This is a genomic window from Rugosimonospora africana (assembly GCF_016862975.1).
Taxonomy (GTDB): domain Bacteria; phylum Actinomycetota; class Actinomycetes; order Mycobacteriales; family Micromonosporaceae; genus Rugosimonospora; species Rugosimonospora africana.
Map to the genome: position 1 here is coordinate 15056 of NZ_BONZ01000042.1, position 24446 is coordinate 39501.

Below are 24446 nucleotides of genomic sequence, written 5' to 3' on the forward strand. Positions count from 1 at the left end.
CCGTTTCGGGTGATGCCGTATCACCCGGCACGGTACGACCCTGTGAGGGTTGTAGGGAGGGGGCGGACGGATGGGGGATGCCACCGACGAGTTCTTCGCGGGACTCGCCCGTCGGCAGCATGAGCCCTTACTGACGATGGCGGACGGGTCCGTGCGCTTCGACATCCGGGACAATGGCCGCACGGAGTACTGGATCGTCAGGCTGAGCAACGGAGGCATCACAGTCGGCAGAGGGGCCGCCGACGCGGACTGCATCGTCATGGCCGACCGGGCGGTTTTCGACACGCTGGCATCCGGCCGCAGCAACGCTCTTGCCGCGGTGTTTCGCGGCACCGTCGTCATCGAGGGCAATCCGCTATTGCTGGCCCTATTCCAGCGACTGTTTCCGGCGCCGCAGGGGGTGAGCCCCCCCACGCCCCGCGACCGCCAACTGAGCCTCAGCGCGGACGAGGCGCCGATCAGCCGCGACGGCAACATCAAGATCCTCGATGGCGCAACCTTCGTGGTCTGCGATACCCGGGGCGACATCCACGCCTCGCCGGCCGACGCGACGGGGCTGTTCTCATACGACACCCGATACCTGTCGACCTGGATGCTGACCATCAACGGTCAGCGGCTCAGCCCGCTGTCCATCGACGACCTGCACTACTTTGAGAGCCGATTCTTCTTGGTGCCAGGCGCGGGCAGCCTGTACGTCGATGTCAAGCTCACGGTGATTCGCCAGCGGACCGTGTGTGACGGATTCTGCGAGGAACTCGTCATCCTCAACCATGCGGAGGAGCCGGCCGACCTCACCGTCCGCATCGACGCGGCATCCGACTTCGCACACCTGTTCGAAGTCAAGAACGCGATGGGCAAGGTGGGGCGAAGCTACGGCAGCGTGCAGGACGGTCGCCTGGTACTTCGCTACGAACGGGAGAGCTTCGAGCGCGAGACGACCATCACCGCGCCCGCCGACGCCCTGCTCGACGAGCAGGGCATCACCGTGAAGGTCCGCGTCGAGCCGCACGGCCGCTGGTCCACGAAATTCAACGTCGTACCGAGCACGCCGGTCACCGGGCGCATCGCCGGCATCGTCCGACGTGATCCGGTCGGACTCGAGCACGACCTGGTGCAGTGGCTGGAGCGCGCACCCCAGCTGCAGTCCGACTGGCCACCGCTGAGCGACACCTACCAGCGCAGCCTTGTCGACCTCGCCGCGCTGCGCTTCTCCCCACTCGTCGCGGCGAGCAGGACACTGCCGGCGGCCGGCCTGCCGTGGTTCATGACCATGTTCGGCCGCGACAGCATCCTTACCAGCCTGCAGGCGTTGCCATTCCAACCGGAGCTCGCGGCGACCACCCTGAAGACCATGGCGATCTGGCAGGGCAGTCGGGTCGATGACTTCCGTGACGAGGACCCCGGACGGATCCTGCACGAGCTGCGCTACGGCGAACTGATCGCCTTCGAAGAGCAGCCGCACTCACCGTACTTCGGCACCGCCGACGCGACCCCGCTGTTCGTGATCCTGCTCGACGAGTACGAGCGGTGGACAGGCGATGCCACACTGGTCCGCACCCTGGAGAAGGAGGCACGGGCGGCTCTGAACTGGATCGGGGAGTACGCCGACCTGATGGGTAACGGGTACATCTCCTACCAGACCCGCAACCAGCACTCAGGGCTGCAGAACCAGTGCTGGAAGGACTCGTGGGACTCCATCTGCTACCGCGACGGGCGGCTGCCCGGGTTTCCTCGGGCGACCTGTGAGCTGCAGGGCTACGCCTACGACGCAAAGATGCGGGCCGCCCGGCTGGCTCGGGAGTTCTGGGACGACCCGGGCCTCGCGAAGCGCTTGGAGGAGGAGGCGGCGAACCTCAAGCAACACTTCAACCGCGACTTCTGGATCGGCGACCGGGGCTACTACGCGCTGGCCATGGACCACGACGGAAGCTTGGTCGACGCGCTGTCCTCGAACATCGGTCACCTGCTGTGGAGCGGCATCGTCGACAAGGACAAGGCGGACGACGTCGTCGGGCACCTGCTGGGACCGCAGCTTTTCTCCGGCTGGGGAATCCGCACCCTAGGTAGCCAGGAGCAACGCTACAACCCCATTGGCTACCACGTGGGGACGGTCTGGCCGTTCGACAATTCGTTCATCGCCTGGGGGCTGCGCCGGTACGGGTACGCCGACGAGGCGGCGCGGGTGGCCAGCGGCATCCTCGACGCGGCCAACTTCTTCTCCGGCCGCCTGCCCGAGGCGTTCGGCGGCTACGAGCGGTCAGAGACGAGGTATCCAGTGGAGTACCCGACCGCGTGCAGCCCGCAGGCGTGGTCGACCGGCGCACCGCTGCTGCTGCTGCGCACGATGCTTGGCCTGGAACCATACCCGGACCACCTCGCCGTCAGCCCGGCACTGCCCAGCGGCATCGGCCGCATCGAGCTGCTCGACATTCCCTGGCGAGGGGGCCGGTTCGACGCATTCGGGCGGGGCCGGGTACAGGTCAACGTGGTGCAGGGACAGCGACCACAGCTCGGACTGGGCCCCAAACCCAGCCGTACCTGAGCGGGCGTGGGTGCCATGCCGACGCCGGTCACCGAGGCCCATTGCTGGGAACCGCGACCTGCCCGCCGAGGAGCGTCGCGCGATGGCCGGAGGACACATAGAAGATCGGGTCCGGGGTACATCTTTTCGACTGATCGCGCGAGTGCGTGCAGCGGACCGGTGCTACCGAAACGGGTATCGCTCGCCTGCGTACGTGCTTCGTGCGCCGCTGCGCGGATCGGACCGTGCTGGTACAGCGAGGGGTGCACCAAGCCATGGCGAGCAACCGGGACGCACCGATCCTGATCAAGAATGCGACCGTGGTGACCGGCGACGCCGACCTGGGCGTGATCGATGGGGGCGATGTGCTCGTCGTGGGTGAGTGTATCGACCAGGTGGCGCCCGGCATCGTGGTTGACGGTGCCGCCGTCATCGACGCGACCGACATGATCGCCATGCCGGGCTTCGTCGACAGTCACCGCCACACCTGGGAGGCGTCGTTTCGCGCGCTGGGCGCCGACTGGGACGTTCAGCAGTACCTGACGGGAATCCTGGGGCTGACCAGGTACATGCGTCCGTACGACACCTACAACGGGATACTGCTCGGGGCGCTGGAGGCGCTGGATGCCGGCGTCACCACACTGCTGGATTGGTCGCACTGTGTGGAGACGCCCGAGCACACCGATGCCGCGGTCCAAGCGCTACGGGATTCGGGTCTGCGTGCGGTCTTCGCTCACGGCGGTGGGCACTCGATGTGGAACTTTCCCAGCGATGTGCCGCACACGGGGGACGTGCGACGGGTGCGGACGCAGCACTTCTCGGACAACAACGGCGCCCGAAACCTGGTCACGATGGCACTGGCCGTGCGGGGGCCCGAGTTTTCCACGATGCCGGTGGCGGAGGGCGACTGGCTGTTGGCGGCGGAGCTCGATCTTCCCATCACGGTCCATCTCGGCGCCATGGAACAGGGGCGCGGCCGGCCAGTCGCCGCTTTGCATGAGCGGGGAATGACCGGCCCGGGCGTGACCTACGTGCACGGCAACCTGCTCGGCGACGACGAGCTGACCATAATCGCCGACACCGGTGGTAGCACGTCGGTCGCCGCCACCGTGGAGATGGAACTACATCTGGGCTTCCCGGCGACGGGCCGAATGCTGCGTCACGGCATCCGGCCGAGTCTGTCGGTCGACGTCCCAGCGGCGGCCTCCGGGGACATGTTCAACGTCATGCGTACGACGTACCAGATCGAGCGCGCCCTGCAGTTCCAGCCGGACGAGTTTCCGCGTGCACCGGTGTCGGTCAAGGACGTCTTCGACTTCGCCACCGCAAACGGCGCGTACACACTCGGCCTCGAGCACGTGACCGGAAGCCTGACGCCGGGCAAGAAGGCGGACCTCGTGCTGCTCGATGCGCACGACCTCGCACTGAGTCCGATCAACAATGCGCTCGGTGCCATCGTGCAGAACGCGCACGCCGGCCACGTCGACAGCGTTTTCGTGAACGGACGGGCGATCAAGCGCGGCGGAAGACTGCTGCATCCCGACATCGACGCCGTGCGGCGGCGGGCCAGCCAGACCCGCGACGACGTCTTCGAGCGGGCCGCGGCGGACCCCACGCTCGGCACCCCGAGGATCGGGGGAGACTGGCGCCCGCTGCAACAGGACACGGATCCCGACTGAGAGTCGATACGGGCCCGCCGCTGTCCACCAAGGAGAGGCTGATGAGCAACCCGACTGTCGAGTTCTTCGCGGATCTGGCCGAGCGTGGCCACGACGACCGGTTCACGAACGTCCGCGGCACGCTGCGTTTCGACGTCCAGGACGAGGATCGGGTGCGCCGCTGGCTTGTTGAGATCCACGATGGAGACCTCAGCGTCAGCGAGGACAGCGAGCACGAGGCCCAGACGCGGGTCTGCACCGACCAGACGACCTTCGACCGGATCGTCACGGGTGAGGGCAGCCCGGTCTCGGCATGGCTGCGCGGCCGGTTCACGATCGAGGGCAGCCTGCCCCTGATGCGAGTGTTCGAGCGGATGTTCCCAGGTCGACCGGGATCCCGCGACCCGCGGCAGGTCGGGCATACGAGGATGGTGGTGCCGGAAGGACCGCCGGTCACCGAGGCGGCGGCAGCCGACACCGGGCGGCGCATCCTGGACGGCAACATCTTCGCGGTCACCGACGATCGAGGGGACATGGCGCCGACGCCGATCCTGCCGACCGGACTGTTCGCGTTCGACACGCGCTTCTTGTCGCTGTGGCACCTGACCGTCGATGGACAGGGCATGCACCCCTTGTCCGTGGACGATCTGCAGTATTACGAAACACGCTACTTCCTCGTCCCGGGCACACCGTTGCACCAAGTCAGCCCGACGATGTCCGTGGTGAGGCAGCAGTCGATCACTGGCAGCCTCGTCGAGGAGCTGACCGTGCTCAACCACCGGGACGAGCCGGCCGACGTTCACATCCGGATAGACATCGGCTGCGACTTCACCGACGTCTGCGCGATCAGAGACCGGAACGACAGAAAAGGCAACTACTACGCCCAGGTTGAATTCGGGCAACTTCGCCTCGGTTACCAGCGGGAGACGTTCTGTCGGGAGACCGTCATCTCCTCCACCGAGCCGGCCCAGATCGACGAGGGCGGCATGGCGTTCGACGTCCGGATCGAACCACACCAGAACTGGTCGACCACGCTGCACGTGGAGACGCTGGGCCAGGACGGCCGGGACATCAGGAGGACCCTGCAGGGCAGGCACAGCCGAGCCAAGCATCAGATGCGACAGGAACTGGACAGTTGGCTCGCCCAGGCGCCGAAGCTGCGATCCGAATGGCAGACGCTCTCGGCGACCTACCAACGCAGCCTGGTCGACCTCGCCGCCCTGCGGTACCAGGTGTTGGGCATGCAGACCCACCTGCCCGCCGCCGGCTTGCCATGGTTCATGACGATCTTCAACCGGGACACGATCCTGACCAGCTTCCAAACCCTGCCGTTCACGCCCGAGTTCGCGGTCACCACCCTGATGCTGGGCAACCAGCGCGGAAAGAAGTTGAACGACTTCCAGGACGAGGAGCCCGGGAAGATCTGGCACGAGGCCCGGCTGGGCGAGTTGTCCGCATTCGACGAGCAGCCGTTGCCGCTGTTCAGCGCCGCCGACACGACGCCTCTGTGGCTGATCCTGCTGGACGAGTACGAACGCTGGACCGGCGACGCCGCCCTCGTTCGGCAACTGGAGCCGGTGGCGCGGTTGTGCCTGGCATGGATCGATACCTACGCCGACGCGTTGGGTACCGGTTACATCTGGTACCAGTCACGCAATCCCGCCAAGACCTTTGAGAACCAGTGCTGGAAGAGCTCCTGGGACGCCATCTCCTACCAGGACGGCCGGCTGCCCAACCTTCCTCGGGCCACCTGTGAACTGCAGGGGTATGCGTACGACGCCAAGGTTCGTTGCGCGCGCCTGGCCCGCACGTTCTGGAACGATCCCGTCTACGCCGACGAGTTGGAGCGGGGAGCGGCCGACCTCAGGGATCGCTTCAACCGCGACTTCTGGATCGAGGACCGCGGATACTATGCGCTCGCTCTGGACCCCGACGGGGGACAGGTTGACGCCCTGACCTCGAACATCGGGCACCTGCTCTGGAGCGGCATCGTTCCCGCCGATCGGGCACAACGGCTGGCGCAACATCTGACCGGGAACCGGCTCTTCTCCGGTTGGGGCATACGCACTCTGGCCACCGACGCCCGTCGATACAACCCAGTCGGCTACCACACCGGTTCGGTCTGGCCGTTCGACAACGCGCTCATCGCCTGGGGCCTGCGCACCTACGGACTGGCGCGGGAAGCCGCCCTCATCGCCGACGCCATCATCGACGCCTCCCAGTACTTCCAGAACCGACTGCCCGAAGCGTTCGCTGGCTACGATCGCGAACAGACCAAATACCCCGTCGAGTACCCCCACGCGTGCCGGCCGCACGCAATGTCCGCAGGCTCTACACTGCTTCTGCTGCGGGCGCTGCTTGGTCTCGATCCTCGCGGTGACCACCTGAAGGTCGAGCCCGCCCTCCCCAGTCACATCGGCCGACTTGAGCTACTCGACATCCCAGGCAAGTGGGGCCGCATCGACGCGTTCGGGCGCGGTCGCATCGACATCGCCCCCCCGGAAAGACAAGCGTGAGCACCGTCGGCCACTGGCAACGATACGAGGGCGGGAGCGCCTATCGGCGGATCCCGGTCAAGGTTTCCACCTGGCGGCTCCGTTCGCGTCGCAGCTGGTGGTGCACAAGAAGGCCCGCGCACGCGGTTTCGCTGCCCTCGCGAGCCGCGATTCTCGAAGAGACCGCGCGGCGTAGCTTCTTGGCGAAGCGGCCAGTCTCGATACTGACGCCGCTATTCGGGGTCCGGGTCATCGGTGAGATGTGAGCCTCAGACGCCGGACTTGGAGGACCTGCTCGCGCCGGGCCGCAGGCACGATTTCAGCCACTTTCAGGCTGGGTACGTGGTGATCGTGAGTATCGGACGCGTTGATGACTTACGGCTGCCCAGCGGCCGGCTGGTGGCCGCCGAGCCGCCGGACAACTTCCGGCGCTGCGGTACGCATTCGCCCAGGCCGTACCGCCCGGCGACTACCCGGTGGAGATCGTCCTGGCCGACTACGCGGAACCGGGCGGCACGCCGGACCACGTGGCCTACACCGAGGCCGCCGCAGCGCGCGTGGTTATACGCCCCGAGCCGGCGGTCCACGATGGGGAGAGTGGGCGAGGCGATGCGAACTCGATGCGCACCGTCGGTGCTGCCACGTTGCGGCCCGCATCAGCGACTATGCGGGCCTGGGCACACGTCGAGCGGTTAACCACGTCGGCCACCGATGACGAATAACAGCACGTGCTTGCGGATGTGTGATCGAACATGGTCGGCCGACGACACTGCGGTGGTCGCGTGCGGTGGTCGATGCGAGCCAGCGACCGGTTCGGTCACGGCGAGGATGTGCCGGATCAAGTTCAGATCGCTGTCGTCGGCGGCCGAGACCAGTTGGGGACCGTGCTGGTCGTAGCCGTCGCTGAACCGATCAGCGGTCAGGACGACGCAGGTGACGCCATCGCGGGCGAGCAGCGTTCGGCAAGCGGCGAACATGTCCTGGAGCGCGGCCAGCTCAAACACGCCATCCGGCTCGCCGGATGGCCAGGGCAGGACGACAAGGGCGACCCGCCCGGCGATGTACCCCAGGTCGGCCAACTCCTTTGCCGTGGCCACGGTCCGGTAGTCGCAGCCGAAGGCGCCGGCCGCGCCGGCCAGCGCCGGGTCGTGGCCAAGGGCCACGATCGTGCTGTCGGGTCGGGCGAAGGCGGCCACGATCATTCCGGCCAGGACGGTGTCGAACGCGTCACCATCAGCGCTTTGGCCGGCGCCTGCTGCGGCGACGTGCCACACGGTGACCGGGACCGGTCGGGTGTTGAATCCAGCGTCGTCTGTGGCGAGGGGTTCGAGGACCCCGTACCGATCGATCGACGCGCTCTGTTGCCTGCCGTCGCCGACCGGACTATCCGGGGGTTGTTCTTGATGAGAAGAGGGTGTCATGGGTGGGTGCGGCTTCCGCGCGCGGCTGATCGTGTTCACACCCACTCATGGCCCAACTCGCCCCCTGCGCGTCGCCGCCGATGAAGCACCAGCGGCAACTGACCTAACTGGTTGGACGCCGGTCGAGACGCTGACCCAACCGGACGCACCCAACTGGACCGCGTATCCGCCAGTGGGGTGCGCAGCGTGCCACCAGTTGACCCAGTTGGGCTCCCAGTCAGGCGAGGGCGACCCAACTCGTGTAGCGGCCTGGCGCTGACCATCCAACCGTTGCCTGAGCAGTACGCGCCCACACGGAGCTCCCAATGGCCGTTGACACACCCTGAAGACCGGGTAGGTCCGGCGCTCCGTGGCATGCGGCGGTAAACGCGGGTGGCATCGAGGGGACGGTGTGGCCGGGCCGACCGGAGGTAACCATTCGGGTGCCGGGACTGGGCGGGTGTACCGGTCCCGGACGTCCGGTCCCCATTTCTTCTGCCACCGGTGCCCGCCCGGTACTGCTAACCACGGTAAGTACCGGGCGACGGTGTACCGGTACGGCTCCCGGTGCCGGGACGGGTGCCGGTCAGCGGTTGGCACGTATCGGTACGCACCCGGGCGGCCCTGCCGACAGGAACGCCTGCGCGGGTGGGTGTTGCGTGGCCGTATCGCCGGTACCGGGTCTGGTTTGGGTGCGCTACCGGCGGGTCGTTGCTCCGATGGCGGGCGGGACCGGTGCCACCGGTGCAGCTGCGTGCGAACCGGTACCCCCCACGGCAGGATTGCTGCGGTACCGCTCGACTCAGCGCCCGTCCGCGCACGCGGGCGGCACCGGCTCCCCGGTACCGCACCGGTTCCCGGTACCGCCCAGAAGCCGGTACCGGGAAGTCGTACCGGTACCAGTACCGGCTGTGGCCGGACCGGTTGGTCTGTGGCGCTGACGCCGACGGTCCAGCGCACCGGCGCCGGGAACCTGATACGCGGATCACGCGCGAGGCTGCGGTGAGACTCGCGGCCTCAATGGGGTGAGTCTGACCCAACTGGCCAAACTGGTCCAACTGATGGCGGGAGCTGCGCGCGGCGGTCCGGCATTCGCCGGTGGCGCTCGGCGGATTTCACGGATGGGTGAGCAGCGCCGACGGCCCAACCGGACACCGACGGCGTCGGGATTGACGCCCGCGCGGGCCCGAGTCTGCTGTCGACTCAACTGGTTGGGTCGGTGTGGCGTGCTGGGACAGTCCTGGTGCGCCGCCGAGTGGACGTTCTCTGGCGGACGTGCGAATCCTGACCTGAAGGAGCATGATCGTGACGACCGTCGTTGACGAGCGTGCGGTGCGGCGCATTCCGTGGCCGACGACCGCGTTGGCCGCCGCCGAGCGCGCGTTCGAGTTGCTGACCTGTCAGCCGGACCCGCTGGTCCTGGACTGCCGCGGCGTGCCTGATCTCCCCCAGCGGGAAATCCCGGTGGGGGAGCTGCGCGACCTGTTGGTGTGCGATCAGACGGGCCCGCAGACGCGCGACGCGGTGTGGCGGCGGCTGGTTGAGCTGGCACGCAGCGGCGCGCCGGCGTGGCGGATCGCCGCGGTCGGTATGGCGATGCCAGGTCTGCGGCGGGCGGCTGGTCTGCTGGCCCGGGGCTGGCACGGCGACTCCTGCGATCGGGACTCGGAGATGGTCGCCGGGTTTTTGAATCGGCTGGCAGACATCGACCTGGCCCATGACCGGATCGCCGGCAAGCTGGTGGACGCTGCGGCCCGGTCGGTCAAGGACGCGATGCAGCGCGAGGCGTCCGCGCCGGTCGTCACCGTGCATGCGACGTGGTCGCTGCCGCCCCGGCCGCCGGCCGACCATCCGGAGTGGGTGCTGGTCCGGGCGGTCGCCGCCGGGGTGCTGTCGCCGGAGGACTGGTACCTGATCAGTCGTACCCGGCTGGAGAACGAGACCGTGCAGACGGCCGGTGCGCGGCTCGGGATATCCGCAGCTGTCGCCGGCGCCTGGCGGCGTCAGGCGGAGCGGCGACTGGTGACGGCGATCGCGGGCGGCGAGCTGGACCGGGTATCCATCATCGAAGCTGCGGCCCGCGCGGTGCGCAAGCGTGCCACCCGCCGGCGAGTTGCCCCGCGCGCCGCAGCGACCAGCCGAGCGGTTGCCGTACCCGGTACGCCGGCTGCCTAGGGGAGTTAGGGACGGACCCGCGAACGGCAGGGCGGCGACCTCGGGGAGGTTGTCGCCCTGCCACTTCTTGGGTCCCTCCACGGCTGTTGCGACGGGGCCGGGAGAACCCACCGCGGTCGCCTGCTTCCGATGCCGGTTGGGTTGGTTGGGTGGCCAGCGCGGTTCGCGGGCTGGGTTGGGCATCCAACTGCGGCCATGAGTGGGCAAGGAAGCGCTCCGACGACCGGCCATAAACCCCTAGGTCGAGAAAGCGGCTTCCCCGCGCCACTACCGGCCTCAGCCGCGGGTCCGGGGCCGGCCGGACGGTCGTGTTCACCCTCAACCGCACTCGGATGTAAAGGAGCAAGGCTCCCGCGGCCCCGGACCCGCCGGCTGGTTCCGGCAGTGGCTCCCATCCCTTCTTCGACTGCCCCGCTTCGTCGGGCCGGAGGTGTTTTCGTCCATGTCTCGCATTCTCGTGCGGGTGGTCACCACCGTCGTCGTGGCCACCTCGGTCATCCTTCTCGCGTCCGGGTTGGCGTTCGCCGGCCCGCCCACGCCGCCGCCGGCCACCTACGACCTGCCCACGGTCATCGACCACCTGCGCTGGTGGGTGTGCGGCATCGTCGGCGGGGTGGCCACCCTGTTCCTGACCGTGGGCGGGGTGCGTTACCTGATGGCAAGCGGCGACCCATCAGAGATCGAGCGCGCCAAAGGCGCGTTCAAGTCAGCCGGGATCGGTTATGCGCTGGCGCTGCTCGCGCCGGTGCTGATGACGGTCTTGCGCAGCATCGTGCAGGTCTAGAATGGTCGACTATCTGTTCAGCGGTGCGGTGATGTGGCTGCTGTCGCACATCGCCCCTGGGTTCCAGCAGATGTGGAATCTGTTGTCGTCGACCTTGTTGCGCAGCCCGGATGTTACCGGGTTGCCGCAGGTGCACACGCTGTCCAGCAACGCGCTGGCGATCGTGGACGCGGGCTTCGTGTTGGCACTGCTAGCCGCCGGGATTCTGGTGATGACGCAACACACCGTCCAGAGCCGGTACGGAGTCAACGAGTTGGTGCCACGTCTGGTCATCGGCTTCATCGCGGCGAACTTCGCCACACCGCTGTGTTCGCAGCTGATCCAGCTCGGCAACGCGGTGACCGCGGCGGTCACCGGTCGGCAGATCGACACCAGCGGGGCGTTTAGCCGGATGCTGGACATTGTCAATGGCGCGGTGTTGAACCCGACTGAGCCGCTGCTGGTGATGATCCTCGTGCTGATGGCCGCGGTGTTGACCGGAATGCTGCTGGCGACCTGCTGCGTGCGGCTGGGGCTGCTGGTCGTGCTGTGTGGCATCGCCCCGCTGGCGCTGGCCTGCCACGCCACGCCTTTCACCGACGGCGTCGCCAGGCTGTGGTGGCGGAGCTTTCTGGGGCTGTTGGGCACGGTCACCCTGCAGGCGCTGGCACTGCAGACCACAATGATCATTTTCTTGGATCCGCAGTCGAACCTGCCCGTGGTCGGTATTCCCAATGATCCGTTCGGCGTGTTCAACCTGTTCATCGTCATCTGCCTGCTGTGGGTGACGATCAAGATTCCCGGCCTGATGCGCCGGTACGTCACCAAGAGTGGCAGCGGCCGCAACGCGACCGGGCTGGTGGTGCGGATGGTCGTGATGCGGCAGCTGACCGGTCTGCTGCGCGTGCCGCTTAGGGCTGGCAGGGCGGCGGTCGCGGGGCGCCGCGGCCCCGGCCGCGGCGCCGCTGGTGGCCCGGATGCATCCGCCATGGCCTTGACGCACCACAGGCCGCGGATGCCGCGGCCGACCATGGCCCGAGCGCTGCGCGGGTCGTCGGCTGCCCCGTCCCCCGGTACGCCGGCCGGTCCGGCCGGCCCGCGTCCCCCGACGGGCAGGAATCCGACCACCGAAGTACGCCGCGGCCGGCCGGGATGGCAGGCACCGTGGCCGCACTCCGGCTCCGGCGGGTCCCCGCCACCGCGCCGACCGGGGCCGTGAACGGTCCCGCTCGTGCGACGCGCACCGCTACGCGTCCGGCCCACATGCGCCCCACGTGGGTGCGGGGTCAGGCGGTAGGCGCCTTTCGTTCTTCCGACTCCGACAAGGACAGCATTGTGGACACTGATGTCGAGGTCCGGGCCAGGATTGCCGCGGACATCGAGGCACCGGACAAAGTCTTCTACCAGTTGACCGCGCGGCAGGTCGCCGTGCTGAGCGCTGGCGCGGCTGCAGGCTACCTGGTTTTCCGCACGACCAGCCGGCTGCTGCCGCTGCCGCTGGTCCTGGCTCTGGTCTGCCCGGTCATCGGCGCGGCGATAGCGGTCGCCGTGGCTCGTCGTGATGGGCTACCGATGGACGCGTGGTTGTGGGCGGCGCTGCGGTTCCGTCGCGCACCGGCCCGGGCCGCAGCCGCCTGCCAGTCGCTGGCTCGGGTACCCCAGTGGGCGCCGGCCACCACCGGCGCGCAGCCCGCCCCGTCGGTGCTGCGGCTGCCCGCGACGGCGATCGCTGACAACGGCGTCATCGACCTCGGCGACGGGGCTGCCACCGCACTGGTCGCCGCGACCACCATCAACGTGGGACTGCGCACGGCGGCCGAGCAGGCGGCCGCCGCCGGCGCCTACGCCCGCTGGCTCAACAGCCTGACCGGGCCGGTGCAGATCGTGGTGTCCGCGCAGCGGGTGGACCTGACCGGTCACGCCCAACGGGTTGCCGACGGTGCCCAGACGCTGCCGCATCCCGCGCTGGCGGATGCCGCGGTGGACTACGCCCAGTTTCTGCTCGAGGTTAGCCAGCAGCGGGATCCGCTATGGCGCACGGTGACCATCGCCTGCACCGCCAGCGGCGACCGGGGCAGTGCCGGGGAGGCGCTGCGCCGTGCCGAACACACCGCCGGGGCACTCGCCGCGCTGGGCTGCCAGACCCGGGTCCTGGACGGGCAGACCGCGACCGCGGTGCTGACCGCCGCGACCGACCCGTACCAGTACGGCGATGCCAGCTGGGCCCGGGCCCTACCCCAGCATCCGGTCCGGGCCGTCAGCCCGTTCGAGCAGGTCGAGCGATGAGCGCCCCGACCCGGCGGCCGAGGCGCTCGTGGGGCCGCCGCACGCAATCGAACGTGGCGCAGGCCCAGCAGCAGGCCGCGCTGAGCGCCGTCGTCGGCCCGTCCGCGATCGAGGCCACCCCACGGTTGCTGCAGGTGGGCGATGGCTACCTGGCCACCCTGATCGTGACCGGGTATCCGCCTGATGTCGGAATGGCCTGGCTAGATGCGCTGCTGGCCTGGCCCGGGCGGCTGGACGTGGTGGAGCACATCGAACCGATTCCCTCGGCGATCGCCGCCCGCCGGCTGCGCCAGCAGCGGGCCCGGCTGGAATCTGTGCGCCGCGCCGACGCGGACAAGGGTCGCCTGGCCGATCCGGTCACCGAGGCTGCCGCTGAGGACGCCGCCGATCTGGCCGAGCGGGTGGCTCGGGGCGCCTGCCGGATGCACCGGGTCGGGCACTACCTGTGCGTGCACGCCCCGACCGAGGACGAGCTGGCCGAGGCGGTCGCGCAGGTCCGGGCCGCCGCGGCGTCGGTGCTGCTGGACACGCAGCCGGCCACCTGGCGACAGATGCAGGCGTGGCTGTCCACCCTGCCGGTCGGCACCGATCTGCTGCGGATGCGCCGGGTGTTCGACTCCGACGCCCTGGCCGCGGCTTTCCCGCTCGCGTCGGCGGACCTTCCGGCACCGCTGCCGGGCGAGTCGATGCCCGCCGGCGGCGTGCTCTATGGGCTCAACACCGCCTCCAACGGCGTGGTGTGGTGGAACCGGTGGGCCCAGGACAACCACAACTCCGTGGTGCTGGCCCGCTCCGGCGCCGGTAAGTCCTACCTGGTCAAGCTGGAGGTGCTGCGCTCGCTTTACGACGGTGTCCAGGTCGCCATCGTCGACCCGGAAGATGAGTATCTGCGGCTGTGCGACGCGGTCGGTGGCACTGCCATCCAGCTGGGTGCCGCCGGCATCCGGGTCAACCCGTTGGAGATCCCGACCAACGAGGCACGCCCGGACGGGTTGCAGCGCCGCGCGATGTTCCTGCACACCCTGATCTCGGTGCTGCTCGGGGAGCAGCCCCCGCCCGCGGAGCGCTCCGCGCTGGACCGGGCCATCAACACCACCTACCTACAGGCCGGGATCACCAACGATCCGGCCAGCTGGCGGCGCCCGGCGCCGCTGCTGCGCGACCTGGCCGGCGTCCTGGCCGCCGGCGACCAGGACGCCGCGCACAGCCTGGCGGCCCGCCTGTCGCCCTGGGTGGAGGGCTCGTTCAAGGACATGTTCGACGGGCCGACGACCTTCCGGCCACGCGGCCACCTCGTCGTGTGGTCCACCCGGCAGCTTCCGGACGAGCTGCGCGCGCCCGGGATGCTGCTCGCGTTGGACGCGATCTGGCGTGACGTCGACGTCCCCACCGCCGGGCGCACCCCCGGCGTGGGCGCGCGCCGCCTGGTGGTCGTCGACGAAGCCTGGACGCTGCTGCGCGACGGCGAAGGCGCAAGATTCCTCTACCGGCTGGCCAAGGCCGCCCGCAAGCGGCGAGCCGGGGTCGCGGTGGTCACCCAGGACGCCGCCGACCTGCTGGGCTCCGAACTCGGCCAAGCGGTCATCGCCAACGCCGCCACCCAGGTGCTGATGCGCCAGGCTCCGCAGGCCATCGACCTGATCGCCGACACGTTCGCGCTGACCGCGGGGGAGGCACGCATGCTGCTTGCCGCAGGCCGCGGGCAGGCCCTGCTTCTGGCCGGGGCCCACCGCGTCGCGTTCCAGGTCGTGGCGTCCTCCCGCGAGCACACATTGGCCGCAGGCTCGGCCGACCTGTCCGATTCCGACCTCTGACCGACCCACAACCTCCAGGAGCACAATGCCGCTGCACAGTCCACAACCTCAACACGGCCTGGCCTGCATGCTCGCGCCCCGGCATGCGCCGGGACCGCCGAGGCCACCCGCCCTTTCCGGGCTGCCTCAGCTGACCTGGATGATCACATGGGCCGGTCACCACCCGTGGTGGCCGGCCCTGCTGCTGGTCATCGCCACCGTGGCGACGCTGACCAGCACCGCGGCCGCCAACGCCGGGCACCGGCGGCGTGCCAGGCACGCCCGCATGGTGCGCATCACCCCACCGCCGCAGGTGGATCCCGCCGGCGCGGCGGCCTGGTGGGCCAACCTGTCCGCACTGCTGAACCCCGGGCAACCGTGGTGGCGACCGCGGCGCGTTGCGCACATCGGCATGGAGTACCGCTGGGCCGGCCGGCAGTTGACCGTGATGGTCTGGCTGCCCGGCACGGTCTCCGTCGGCCCGGTCGCCGCCGCAGCCCAAGCAGCGTGGCCAGGGGCGGCCACCGAGGTGTTGGAGGCCGACCCGCCGTTCCCGGTCGACGCGTGCGCTGTCGGTGGCGTACTCGCCCCGGCGATGCCGGCCTGGTACCCCCTGGACACCGACCACGACACCGACCCGATGCGGGCCCTGGTCGCAGTCGGCGCCGGCCTGCACGCCAGCGAGGCCGCCTGCGTGCAGATCCTGGCCCGGCCGGCCACCGGCCGCCGCGTCGCGGCGGCCCGTCGCGCCGCATCCGCGCTGCGCACCGGCACCTCACCCAGTGGCGGACTGCTCAACCCGGCCACCTACCTGCGCGGCGCACTGACCTTCACCACCGACCTGCTCACCCCCACACCACCAGCCGCGCGCGGCTACCAACGACAGGGGCCGGCCGATCCCATCCGGGAGCGCGACGCGCGCACGGCCATCGACACCGTGATCGGCCCACAGTGGGAAGTCGCCATCCGCTACGCCGCCGCTGACACCCTCCGCCGGGGCGGCCCGAGGCAGACCAAGGCGATCCGGCGGCGGCTTGCCACGCTGGCGTTCGGCATCGCCTGCGCCTACGGCATCTATGCCGGACGCAACCGGCTGCGCCGCCGCGGGATCGCCGCCCCTGGACGGGTGCTGGCCGGCCGCCGGCTCAGTCGAGGATTTCTCCTCTCGGCCGGGGAACTGGCCGCACTGGCCGCGCTGCCCACCGACGTCGCGGTCGCCGGGCTGGACCGGGCCCGCGCCAGAGCCGTCCCAGCGCCCGTGGCAGTACCGTCGGGCGGTCGCGGGGTGCGGGTGCTCGGCAGGGCCGAGGTCGGCGACCACTCCGTCGGGGTGTCCCTCGTGGATGCCCGCCAGCATTTCCATGTGCTGGGCTCCACCGGCTCGGGTAAGTCCACCCAGATGTGCCACATGGCCATCGACGACGTCAAAGCCGGCCGCGGGCTCGTGGTCATCGACCCCAAGGGCGACCTGGCCCTGGACATCCTGGACCGGCTACCCGCCACGGTCGCCGACCGGATCGTGCTCATCGACCCGGATCAGCCCGGCGGCGCCACCCTCAACCCGCTGTCGGGTCCCGACGACGATCTCGTGGCCGACAACGTCGTGAGCATCTTCTCCAAAATCTTCCAACGGCACTGGGGCCCGCGCATCGACGACGTGCTGCGGGTGGCCTGCCTGACCCTGATGAGGCATGCCAACGCCAACCTCACTCTGGTGCCGCCGCTACTCAACGACAAGCAGTTCCGGGCACCGCTGACCGCCGGACTCGATGACCCCGAAGGTCTCAAAGGGTTCTGGGAGTGGTACGAGTCCACCCCCGCCGCGTTGCGCGCCCAGGTGATCGGCCCGGTCCTGGCCCGGCTGCGCTCATTCTTGCTGCGGGATTTCGTGCGTGCCACGCTCGGCGTTCCCGCCTCCAGCTTCGACATGGCACGTGTGCTGGACGGTGGCATCCTCATCGCCCGCCTGCCCAAGGGCCAACTCGGTGAGGAGACCGCGAAGTTGATGGGGTCCTTCGTGTTCGCCAGCGTCTGGCAGGCGGCCACGGCGCGCGTCCGGCTGCCGGAGGCAGCCCGGCACGACGCGGTGTGCTACATCGACGAGTCACACAACATCCTCAATCTCGCCGGCTCAGTCACGGACATGCTCGCCGAAGCCCGCGGCTACCACCTATCGCTGGTGCTGGCCCACCAGAACCTCAGCCAACTGCCGCGCGAGACCCAACTCGCGTTGAGCGCCAACGCCCGCAACAAGATCTACTTTTCGTGCTCGCCGGAGGACGCGCACCAACTGGCCCGACACACCCACCCGGAGTTGGACGAGCACGACGTGTCCCACTTGGACGCCTACACCGCCGCGGTCCGCCTCGTGGTCAACGCACGGCAGACCGCAGCATTCACCATGCGGACCCGGGCGCCACTGCCGAGCGTCGGGGAAACCACCGCGATCCGTCGGGCCGTGGCCCGCCCCGCAGACGATCCGGCCCCCGCGCTGCAGCAACTGGCCCGCCGCTCCGCGCTGCGTGCGCACGGCCCCAGGGCGGTGCCGAAAACCGAAGGGGTCGAATCTGAATCCTGATCAGCAGGCCGGGCGACCGCCTGGACGCATCCGCGGTCGGCGTGCCCAGCCCACCACCGGCCATGGAGGAAGAAGTGCTCATGACTGACAGTCCTGCCGTGATACCGCCACCGGTCCAGCCGGTGCGAGGCGGGAGGTCACTGGACTGCCACGCGCTGAGGCTGCGCGGCTTTCGGAGCACCGCCGGGCCACGGACGGGGCCCGGGGGCAGGGGTAGGCGACGACCTGGGTATCGCCCCAGGCCGGACCCCAGGGCAGCGTGTCCAGCTAGCCCAACACCTAACCGGGCTGGTCAGCGGCCATGACCCGGCCACCCGAGCAACCCCGAAATATCCCTACGGGGGATATCTCCCGACCGGGGGTGCAGATCAGGGGCCGTTCCGAGCCCAGTCGCCGAGTCTCACCATCGGAGTCTCTGCGGTCCATTTCCTTCCGGCTCGAACCCCGCGACTACACCTTGGCCCAGCTGCTGCACGATCACCGCACCCTGACCACCGCGCAGATCACCACCATCCTGTTCACCTCCGCCCGCACCTGCCGCAACCGGCTGGAGGGGTTACGGACGCTGGGGTGGATCGACTCGTTCATCCCGGTCCGGCCCGGCGGCCGGCTGCCGCTGCACTGGCTGCCCGGGCCGCTGTCGGCCCGCTACGTCGCCCTGGCCGCCGGTGCCAGGCCGCCCACCGCCAAGGCCCTGCGGGAGCAGCAGGATCGGCTGGTCGCGGCCGGCGCGCATCTGGCGCACATCGACGCCACCAACCAGTTCTTCATCGACCTGATCGCTGCCGCCCGCACCACCCCGGGTGCCCGGCTGGCCCGGTGGTGGCCCGCTGCCACGATCGCCTCGGCCACCGGTCGCCGGGTGCACCCGGACGGGCATGGTGTCTGGGAAGACGGCGACACGCAGGTGGGGTGGTTCCTGGAGATGGACCTCGGGACCGAGAGCCTGCCCGTGTTGGCCGGCAAAATGCCGGCGTACCGGCGGCTGCGTGAGGCCGGAGGCCCCGATTGGCCGGTGCTGATCCTGCTGCCCAGCCCGGCCCGGGAAACCCACCTGCACCAGCATCTCGCCAGCGCTGGTCGGCTGGGGGTGTGGCTTGCCACCGCCACCCACACCCAGACGCGTAGCGACCCGGCCGGCCCGATCTGGCGCCTGGCGGGTAACGGCCGACGCCGTCACCGCCTGGTCGACCTGCCCGGCCACCTCGGCGCTACCGGCCCCTTCCACCCCGGAGCACCCACGCCGGTGCAGGACCCGCTGTATCTGCTTGGCCCGATGGGTGGCCAGCGCCACGGCGAGGCTTGACCGGCCGGCAGCAGCACCTACCCACATTCATCCCTCTGCCCGCCCCGGGTGGTGCCACGAGATGGCACCGGCCGGGGCGGGTTTGTCGTATCCACCAACCGCAGGAGGCCCATGTCCACCACACCCCTCTCACCCGCGGCATCCGCCGCGCCGCGCCCCCGGCGACTGCTGACCCAGAACCGGCAACTACGCGCCATCGGCGTGTGGAACTGGTCGCTGCCCGCCTGGGCCGGCCGCCTGCCGGACGGGCGTACGTACAACACCTGCCCATCGGCGGGAATCTGCCGCCACGTCTGTTACGCCCGCAACGGCACCTACCGCTTCCCCGCGGTCAAAGCCAAGCATGAGGCCAACCTGGCATTCGTGCTCGACGACCTGCCCGGGTGGGAGACGGCCATGCTCAATGAGTTGGCCGCCTCGGCGTTGACCGGCCGGTGGGTCCGTATCCACGACAGCGGTGACTTCTTCTGCGACGCGTACCTGGCCGCGTGGCTGCGCATCTGCCACGCTCGACCGACAAGCTTCTTCTACGCCTACACCAAGGAGGTCGACCGGTTCCGGCGGATGGTCGAGCCTGATCCACCGGGCAACCTCCGCTGGGTGTACTCCTACGGCGGTACCCAGGACCAAGCGTTGGATCCCGAGACGGATCGGGTTGCCGATGTGTTCCCCGACCAGGCCGCGATCGCCGCGGCCGGCTGGTCCTCGCAGGAGGACTGCGACCTGCTCGCGGTGCTCGGTCCGCCGCAGGTAGGGATTGCGGCCAACCGCATACCGGGGTTCCTGCACCGGCAGGGCGAGCGCCGCTTCAGTCACTGGCAGGCCGAGGACACCGCCCGTGCTGCTGGCCGCCGAGGCCGGCAGGGTCAGCACCGGCCGGCGGTCTGACCTTCGGTCTCCTCGAGGCCGCTGCGCTGGGTGGGCGACGGGCAACTGACCCAACCAGTCGGCAAACCCTGCCGCCCGACTGGGCCGCGGGCACTCCAACTGCCCAACTCGGGGCCCGATCCGCGGTTCCACCCCGCCGGTCGGGCTCAGTTGGGTGCCCGGGTTAACGTCGAGGCTCACCTTGTGACACACCAGAACGCACCGCCCCGGGCCCTGCCGCCGAGGAACAGACGCATCCCGCCCACCCGCCATTGCCGGCCGGTCGGCCGCGATCCTGCCACTTGAGCTCAGCGTCCACCCCGCACCACTGCGGCACCGCCGCCCACCCGGCACCATCGGTTCCACCACGAACCACACCCGACATGCTGCACTGCTGGCACACGCCGCGGCCGTTGTCGGCTCGCCCGGCCGTCGGTTGAGACCGGCATCTCGACCGGACCTGGTCATCCCACAGCCACGGGCACATCCGCGCTTACGCCCCATGGGGCCTGTTCGGTCCATGACCTCGACCGAGCGCTTCTTGACCTGCGCCGCGGTGAACTTCCCGTGCGCTTCTCACAGGTTCGCATCCGACCTACCCACGGAAGGAGACCGATGTCGCGCGCCACACCGTCCAACCCGTCACGGCCCCGTGACCACCTGCACACCTTCATCGTCACTCTGCCGAGCGCCGTTGCCCCGTCGTTGCTCGCCGCGTTGGCCACCGCGCGACTACGCCGTGGTGGCTACCGCCCTCGCGGTCCGGTCCCGGTCTTCCCGACCAGCACTCGCCGTTCCGGTCGGCTCATCGACCGCTGGCGTGGCTACACCTCCGGCGGTCCGATCGGGCTGCTGGACCTCGACGGTATGCGACGTGCCGCGGTCATCGCCGCCACGCACACCTGGCATCGCTGGAGCTACGTCGTGGCCGGAACCCCGGCCGCCAAGCCGTTCTGGCACTTCGCAGACCGCTACGGCGGTGACCGTTACCCGCTGGCCCGGGCCCGCAGGGACTACCTGAGTCAGCCACGGATCAGTGCGATACGCGCGTTCAATGCCGCACCGTACAACCCCGGCCACCTGCCCGTCGACCACCTGGAGGCGCTGCAGGTCGGCCTGTCGACCTACGTCACCATCGCCGAACTGTCCGCGGTCGTTGGCGACGGGGTGGTCACCGCTGAGGGGTATTTCTTCGTCCCGGAAAGCGGCCGGGTGGAGGACCAGCTGACCTTCCTGCACCATGCCAACCGCTATCTGGCCGGCCTGCCCCGCGAGACCCCGATCGCCGCGATCGCTGTCGGCGACAACCTGCGACCGGCCCGGAAGCGGTAGTCCGCCGCGCCAGGTGGCACGGGCAACGGCGCATCCCCAGGGTGACAACCGGCGCGAACACACCGTTGCGCGGCTCCAGGGGCAGCGATTGCCGGCGTCGGTTAGCACTGCGCCCGGCTGCTGGCCGACGGCGGCATCGAATTGGCCCTCGTGGCGTGCTGCCACGCGCCGATCGCTGGGACCGGCACCAGATCGTCCATGCCCCCATACGGAAAAGGAGATCCCCTCGATGGCGTTCATGCACAATCTGCTCGAGCTCTCGCCGCGGCACCTACCGCCGCAGCTGGTCGAAACGCTGACCGACCTGCCCGGCATGGATGCGCGGTGCACCGCGTTCGGCACCCTAATCGGGGTGCCCGCCGCGCCGGTGTCCCGGCTGGCGACCGGGCTACCCGAACAGTTGCTCGCGGTGCTGTCCTACGCCCGCGACCTGGACTGCGATTACCTGCTCGTCGACTCCGGTTTCGACATCGACGAGAACCTGCCGGTCTGGGACACCTGACCACGATGGGTCGGCTGCCTGCCTGCCCACATCCGAACCTGCTCGACCGCCGCGCCCGGTGCCGGCGGTCTTCGTGTTTGCCCAACCCGGAGGCGGGTCGCATCCGCCTGTCAGCCGCGGCCCGCCTCCGGCATCCCCTGAGATAGGAGTAAGCCCAGTGTCCATCTTCTCGTCCCGCGGCGACAGCCTCGTGCCACCGTGGTCGCTGCGACGCGCCCTGGCCACCGCCGGGCTCAGCGGCGCCCTGGTCGTCGTCGGCCTGTACCTGCACACCCCGCCCCTTGTCCTGGCCGGTCCGGGCGTGTTCATGGCCGCCGTGATACACAACACTTCACGCATGCACCGGTGGCAGCAACAGATCTACGCGGTGGCGCTGCGCGAGGCGCATCGCGACCCGCTGACCGGTCTGCCGACCCGTCGGGCCATCGATCATCTGCTGGATGAGATCACCCGCACCGGTGGCCCGATCACGGTGGCCCTGGCCGACATCGACGGCCTCCACACGGTCAACACCAACCTCGGCCACGCCGGTGGCGACCGGTACCTGACCGAGGTCGCCCGACGGCTGGCCTCAGCGGTTGCCGGTGCCGCCACCCTGGCCCGGATGGGCGGAGACGAGTTCGCTGTCGTCGCCGAGGGCACGGATGCCTCCGGGCTGGCCACGGCGTTGGGTGCCGCCCTGGCCGCCTCAGCCACCATCGCCGGAGCGCGGATCCAACCGCGGGCCAGCATCGGCGTCGCCACCTCGGGCAATGGCACCGCATGGCATGCGCTCGCCTGCGCGGACGCCGCCATGTACACGGCGAAGGAGGCCGGCGGAAACCGCGTGCTGGTCTACGACCCCGACCGCGACGGGGTGCCCGCCCTCGACGGCACCCGCCCGCCGGTCCGCCGCCGCGATGTCAACCCCACCCGCGGCACCGGTGCCGCCTGGGTTCCGACCGGACCCGGCGACCCGATTCCGGTCATGGTCACCAGCGACGAACTGCGACTGCTGCACGAGGCGGTGACTGAGGCCCGGATGAGGGGGGACCAGCGCGCCACCCAGGCGCAGACCGCGGCCGACCAGCCGCCGGCGGCCCCTGCCGATGAACCGGCCGCGCCGAGGCTGATGGACATCCGATCCATGCTCGCCGGCCGGCGGGCCATGGCGGCCCGGTTGCGCGCCGACGGCGACCGGTACGCGAGGCTCGCCGATCGGCTCACCCTCGTGCTGGCCACGGTCTCCGACGCCGACAGCGGCACGGGTATCCGACCCGTCGGGGTGGTGCTGCGCGGCATCGCGGCCGCGTTCACCGCCGACGAACTCGACGCACTGGTGGTCACTGCCGCGCAGGCGGTCTGCGCCGACCTGAATGTGCTCAGTGACCGGCAGCGGCACCTGGCATACCGCGCCTACCGGTTGCTCTCCGACACCGACCGACACTAGCCACTGGGCGGTGTGCCCACCGCGTGATTCGCCCGCCTGACCCATCGGGCAAGCCCCACCGTCACCCGTTCCCGTCAAGCGGCCAGTGGCCGGTGGTGGTCGGCGTCGCCGCCGATGGCCGCAGGGTGCGCCGGCCGCGGAAAGCGAGCAGCATGACCAGCCACAGCCCGTTACCGCCCACGCTGGCCGCGTGGGCCCGAAACCAGGCGCGCACCAACCATCGTTATGTCAGCGGCCGTACGCTCTGGACCGCGGCGGACGCCGCCCATCCCGGGCTGCTGCCGCCCGACCCGCAGCGACTGAGTCAGCACTGGCCGATTCACCGGCAGTTGCTGGGCGCCTACGTCGCGGGCCTGCCCCGGATCGAGGTCGGTGACCTGGTCACAGTCACTCGTCACGACATGGACGAGCCGCGCCGGGCCACGCTCACTGCCATTGACGACGCGCTGCTGGTCCGAGTGGCCTTCGACGGCGACGACGGGCCTGGTACCGACGTTGCCCGCATCGCCGTGGACGCGGTGCCGGTCATCTACTACACCGCGACGATCACGACGTTCGACGGATCTGACATGGACGCGTACGGCCAGCCCCGCGAGCCCGGCCACGGCTACCGCGCGCAGTTCGGCTGGTGGGATCCGGTCCACCGCTATTGGCAGGTTCACGAGCAGCGCCAAAGCGTCACCCCGGACGTCTGCCCCGAGGGGGCGGACCCGGTCAGCTGGCTCGCCGACCGGCTCACCGCCCGGCTGGGCAGACTGGCAAGCTACGACGGCGACACGTTTCGCGGCGCACGCGAGGCGGTCTTCCCAGGCCGGTTGACCGGGATCGCGGCCCGGCAGCCCGACGCGGTACCGGGCGCGGGCATCCGGCTGGAGGACGCGGCGGCCGCCGGGCAGCTGCACCGGCCGACAGCCGGGCAGCGCACACTGACGGCGGCCGGCCACCCCCGTGGTCTGCGCGACGGGGACGTGCTCGCCGCTGCCGTCCACCTCGGGCTGCTGTCCGCTGTGCCGTCACCGACCGGTGCGCCGACCGGCCAGGACTCGAGGCAGACCTGAGCAGCCGGGCGCGCGAACGCGCCTCCGCCTGCTCGCAGGCCGAACACGACCCGCTTGCTGGTGCGGCCGGCGCACGCACCGGGCCACCGGTGACCCCATGGAGCCGGCCCACCCGTCCGCACGACACGCGGCTGCGACATCTGATCAGCAGCACCGAGGTTCGAATCGCCGATTCGACAAGCACAGCTTGAGTAGCACACCAGCGTCCTGACGGGCGCTGTTGGCCGTTGCCCGGCCGCACGCGTACACGCGAATCCGGGTGCGGCCGCGAGGGCTCGTGCCC

General features: G+C 69.9%; 16 protein-coding genes. 15 read left to right on the forward strand and 1 reads right to left on the reverse strand.

The features are described from left to right. The first annotated feature begins 70 nt into the window (after nt 1–70). The 3 genes from Raf01_RS22335 to Raf01_RS22345 all read left to right on the forward strand — a co-directional run bounded on the left by Raf01_RS22335 (nt 71) and on the right by Raf01_RS22345 (nt 6695). The gene (locus Raf01_RS22335; protein ID WP_203919924.1) at nt 71–2542 is read left to right on the forward strand and encodes a glycogen debranching N-terminal domain-containing protein; all 2472 of its coding nucleotides are present in this window, start codon (nt 71–73) and stop codon (nt 2540–2542) included. A 224-nt stretch (nt 2543–2766) separates the two neighbouring features. Then, entirely contained in the window at nt 2767–4200 is a 1434-nt protein-coding gene (locus tag Raf01_RS22340; RefSeq protein WP_203919925.1) for an amidohydrolase family protein, read from the forward strand. A 41-nt stretch (nt 4201–4241) separates the two neighbouring features. Then, a complete protein-coding gene (locus Raf01_RS22345; RefSeq protein WP_203919926.1) occupies nt 4242–6695 on the forward strand; it encodes a glycogen debranching N-terminal domain-containing protein in 2454 nt (817 codons plus the stop codon). Nucleotides 6696–7366: 671 nt separating this feature from the next. On the opposite strand, the gene Raf01_RS22350 is transcribed toward Raf01_RS22345, so the two are convergent. Then, the gene (locus tag Raf01_RS22350; protein ID WP_203919927.1) at nt 7367–7876 is read right to left on the reverse strand and encodes a hypothetical protein; all 510 of its coding nucleotides are present in this window, start codon (nt 7874–7876) and stop codon (nt 7367–7369) included. A gap of 1503 nt (nt 7877–9379) precedes the next feature. Here Raf01_RS22350 and Raf01_RS22355 point away from each other — a divergent pair. From Raf01_RS22355 to Raf01_RS22410, 12 genes are all read left to right on the forward strand, one after another. Continuing rightward, nucleotides 9380–10249 carry a hypothetical protein gene (locus Raf01_RS22355; RefSeq protein ID WP_203919928.1) on the forward strand — a complete coding sequence of 290 codons (870 nt, stop codon included), beginning with the start codon at nt 9380–9382 and terminating at the stop codon, nt 10247–10249. Between the two features lie 442 nt (nt 10250–10691). Next, nucleotides 10692–11033: a pilin gene (locus Raf01_RS22360; RefSeq protein WP_239133812.1), complete on the forward strand. Its 342-nt coding sequence runs from the start codon at nt 10692–10694 to the stop codon at nt 11031–11033. 1 nt (nt 11034) lies between these two features. Next, nucleotides 11035–12231: a TrbL/VirB6 family protein gene (locus Raf01_RS22365; protein WP_203919929.1), complete on the forward strand. Its 1197-nt coding sequence runs from the start codon at nt 11035–11037 to the stop codon at nt 12229–12231. 116 nt (nt 12232–12347) lie between these two features. Further along, nucleotides 12348–13298, forward strand: coding sequence for a PrgI family protein (locus Raf01_RS22370; protein ID WP_203919930.1), 951 nt, complete (start codon nt 12348–12350; stop codon nt 13296–13298). Next, entirely contained in the window at nt 13295–15112 is a 1818-nt protein-coding gene (locus tag Raf01_RS22375) for a VirB4 family type IV secretion system protein (RefSeq protein WP_203919931.1), read from the forward strand. The genes Raf01_RS22370 and Raf01_RS22375 overlap by 4 nt, the downstream gene beginning before the upstream one ends. Nucleotides 15113–15251: 139 nt before the next feature. After that, nucleotides 15252–17669: a type IV secretory system conjugative DNA transfer family protein gene (locus Raf01_RS22380; RefSeq protein ID WP_239133813.1), complete on the forward strand. Its 2418-nt coding sequence runs from the start codon at nt 15252–15254 to the stop codon at nt 17667–17669. A gap of 457 nt (nt 17670–18126) precedes the next feature. After that, nucleotides 18127–18975, forward strand: coding sequence for a replication-relaxation family protein (locus Raf01_RS22385; RefSeq protein WP_203919932.1), 849 nt, complete (start codon nt 18127–18129; stop codon nt 18973–18975). Between the two features lie 111 nt (nt 18976–19086). Beyond that, on the forward strand, nt 19087–19863 hold the full coding sequence (locus Raf01_RS22390) for a GP88 family protein (protein WP_203919933.1): 777 nt from the start codon (nt 19087–19089) through the stop codon (nt 19861–19863). Nucleotides 19864–20457: 594 nt separating this feature from the next. Continuing rightward, the gene (locus Raf01_RS22395; protein WP_203919934.1) at nt 20458–21174 is read left to right on the forward strand and encodes a hypothetical protein; all 717 of its coding nucleotides are present in this window, start codon (nt 20458–20460) and stop codon (nt 21172–21174) included. 229 nt (nt 21175–21403) lie between these two features. Next, nucleotides 21404–21676 (forward strand): DUF5983 family protein, encoded by a 273-nt coding sequence (locus Raf01_RS22400; RefSeq protein WP_203919935.1) that lies wholly within the window; start codon nt 21404–21406, stop codon nt 21674–21676. Between the two features lie 157 nt (nt 21677–21833). Continuing rightward, a complete protein-coding gene (locus tag Raf01_RS22405; protein WP_203919936.1) occupies nt 21834–23105 on the forward strand; it encodes a GGDEF domain-containing protein in 1272 nt (423 codons plus the stop codon). Nucleotides 23106–23257: 152 nt separating this feature from the next. Continuing rightward, nucleotides 23258–24163: a hypothetical protein gene (locus Raf01_RS22410; RefSeq protein WP_203919937.1), complete on the forward strand. Its 906-nt coding sequence runs from the start codon at nt 23258–23260 to the stop codon at nt 24161–24163. The last annotated feature ends 283 nt before the right edge of the window (nt 24164–24446 follow it).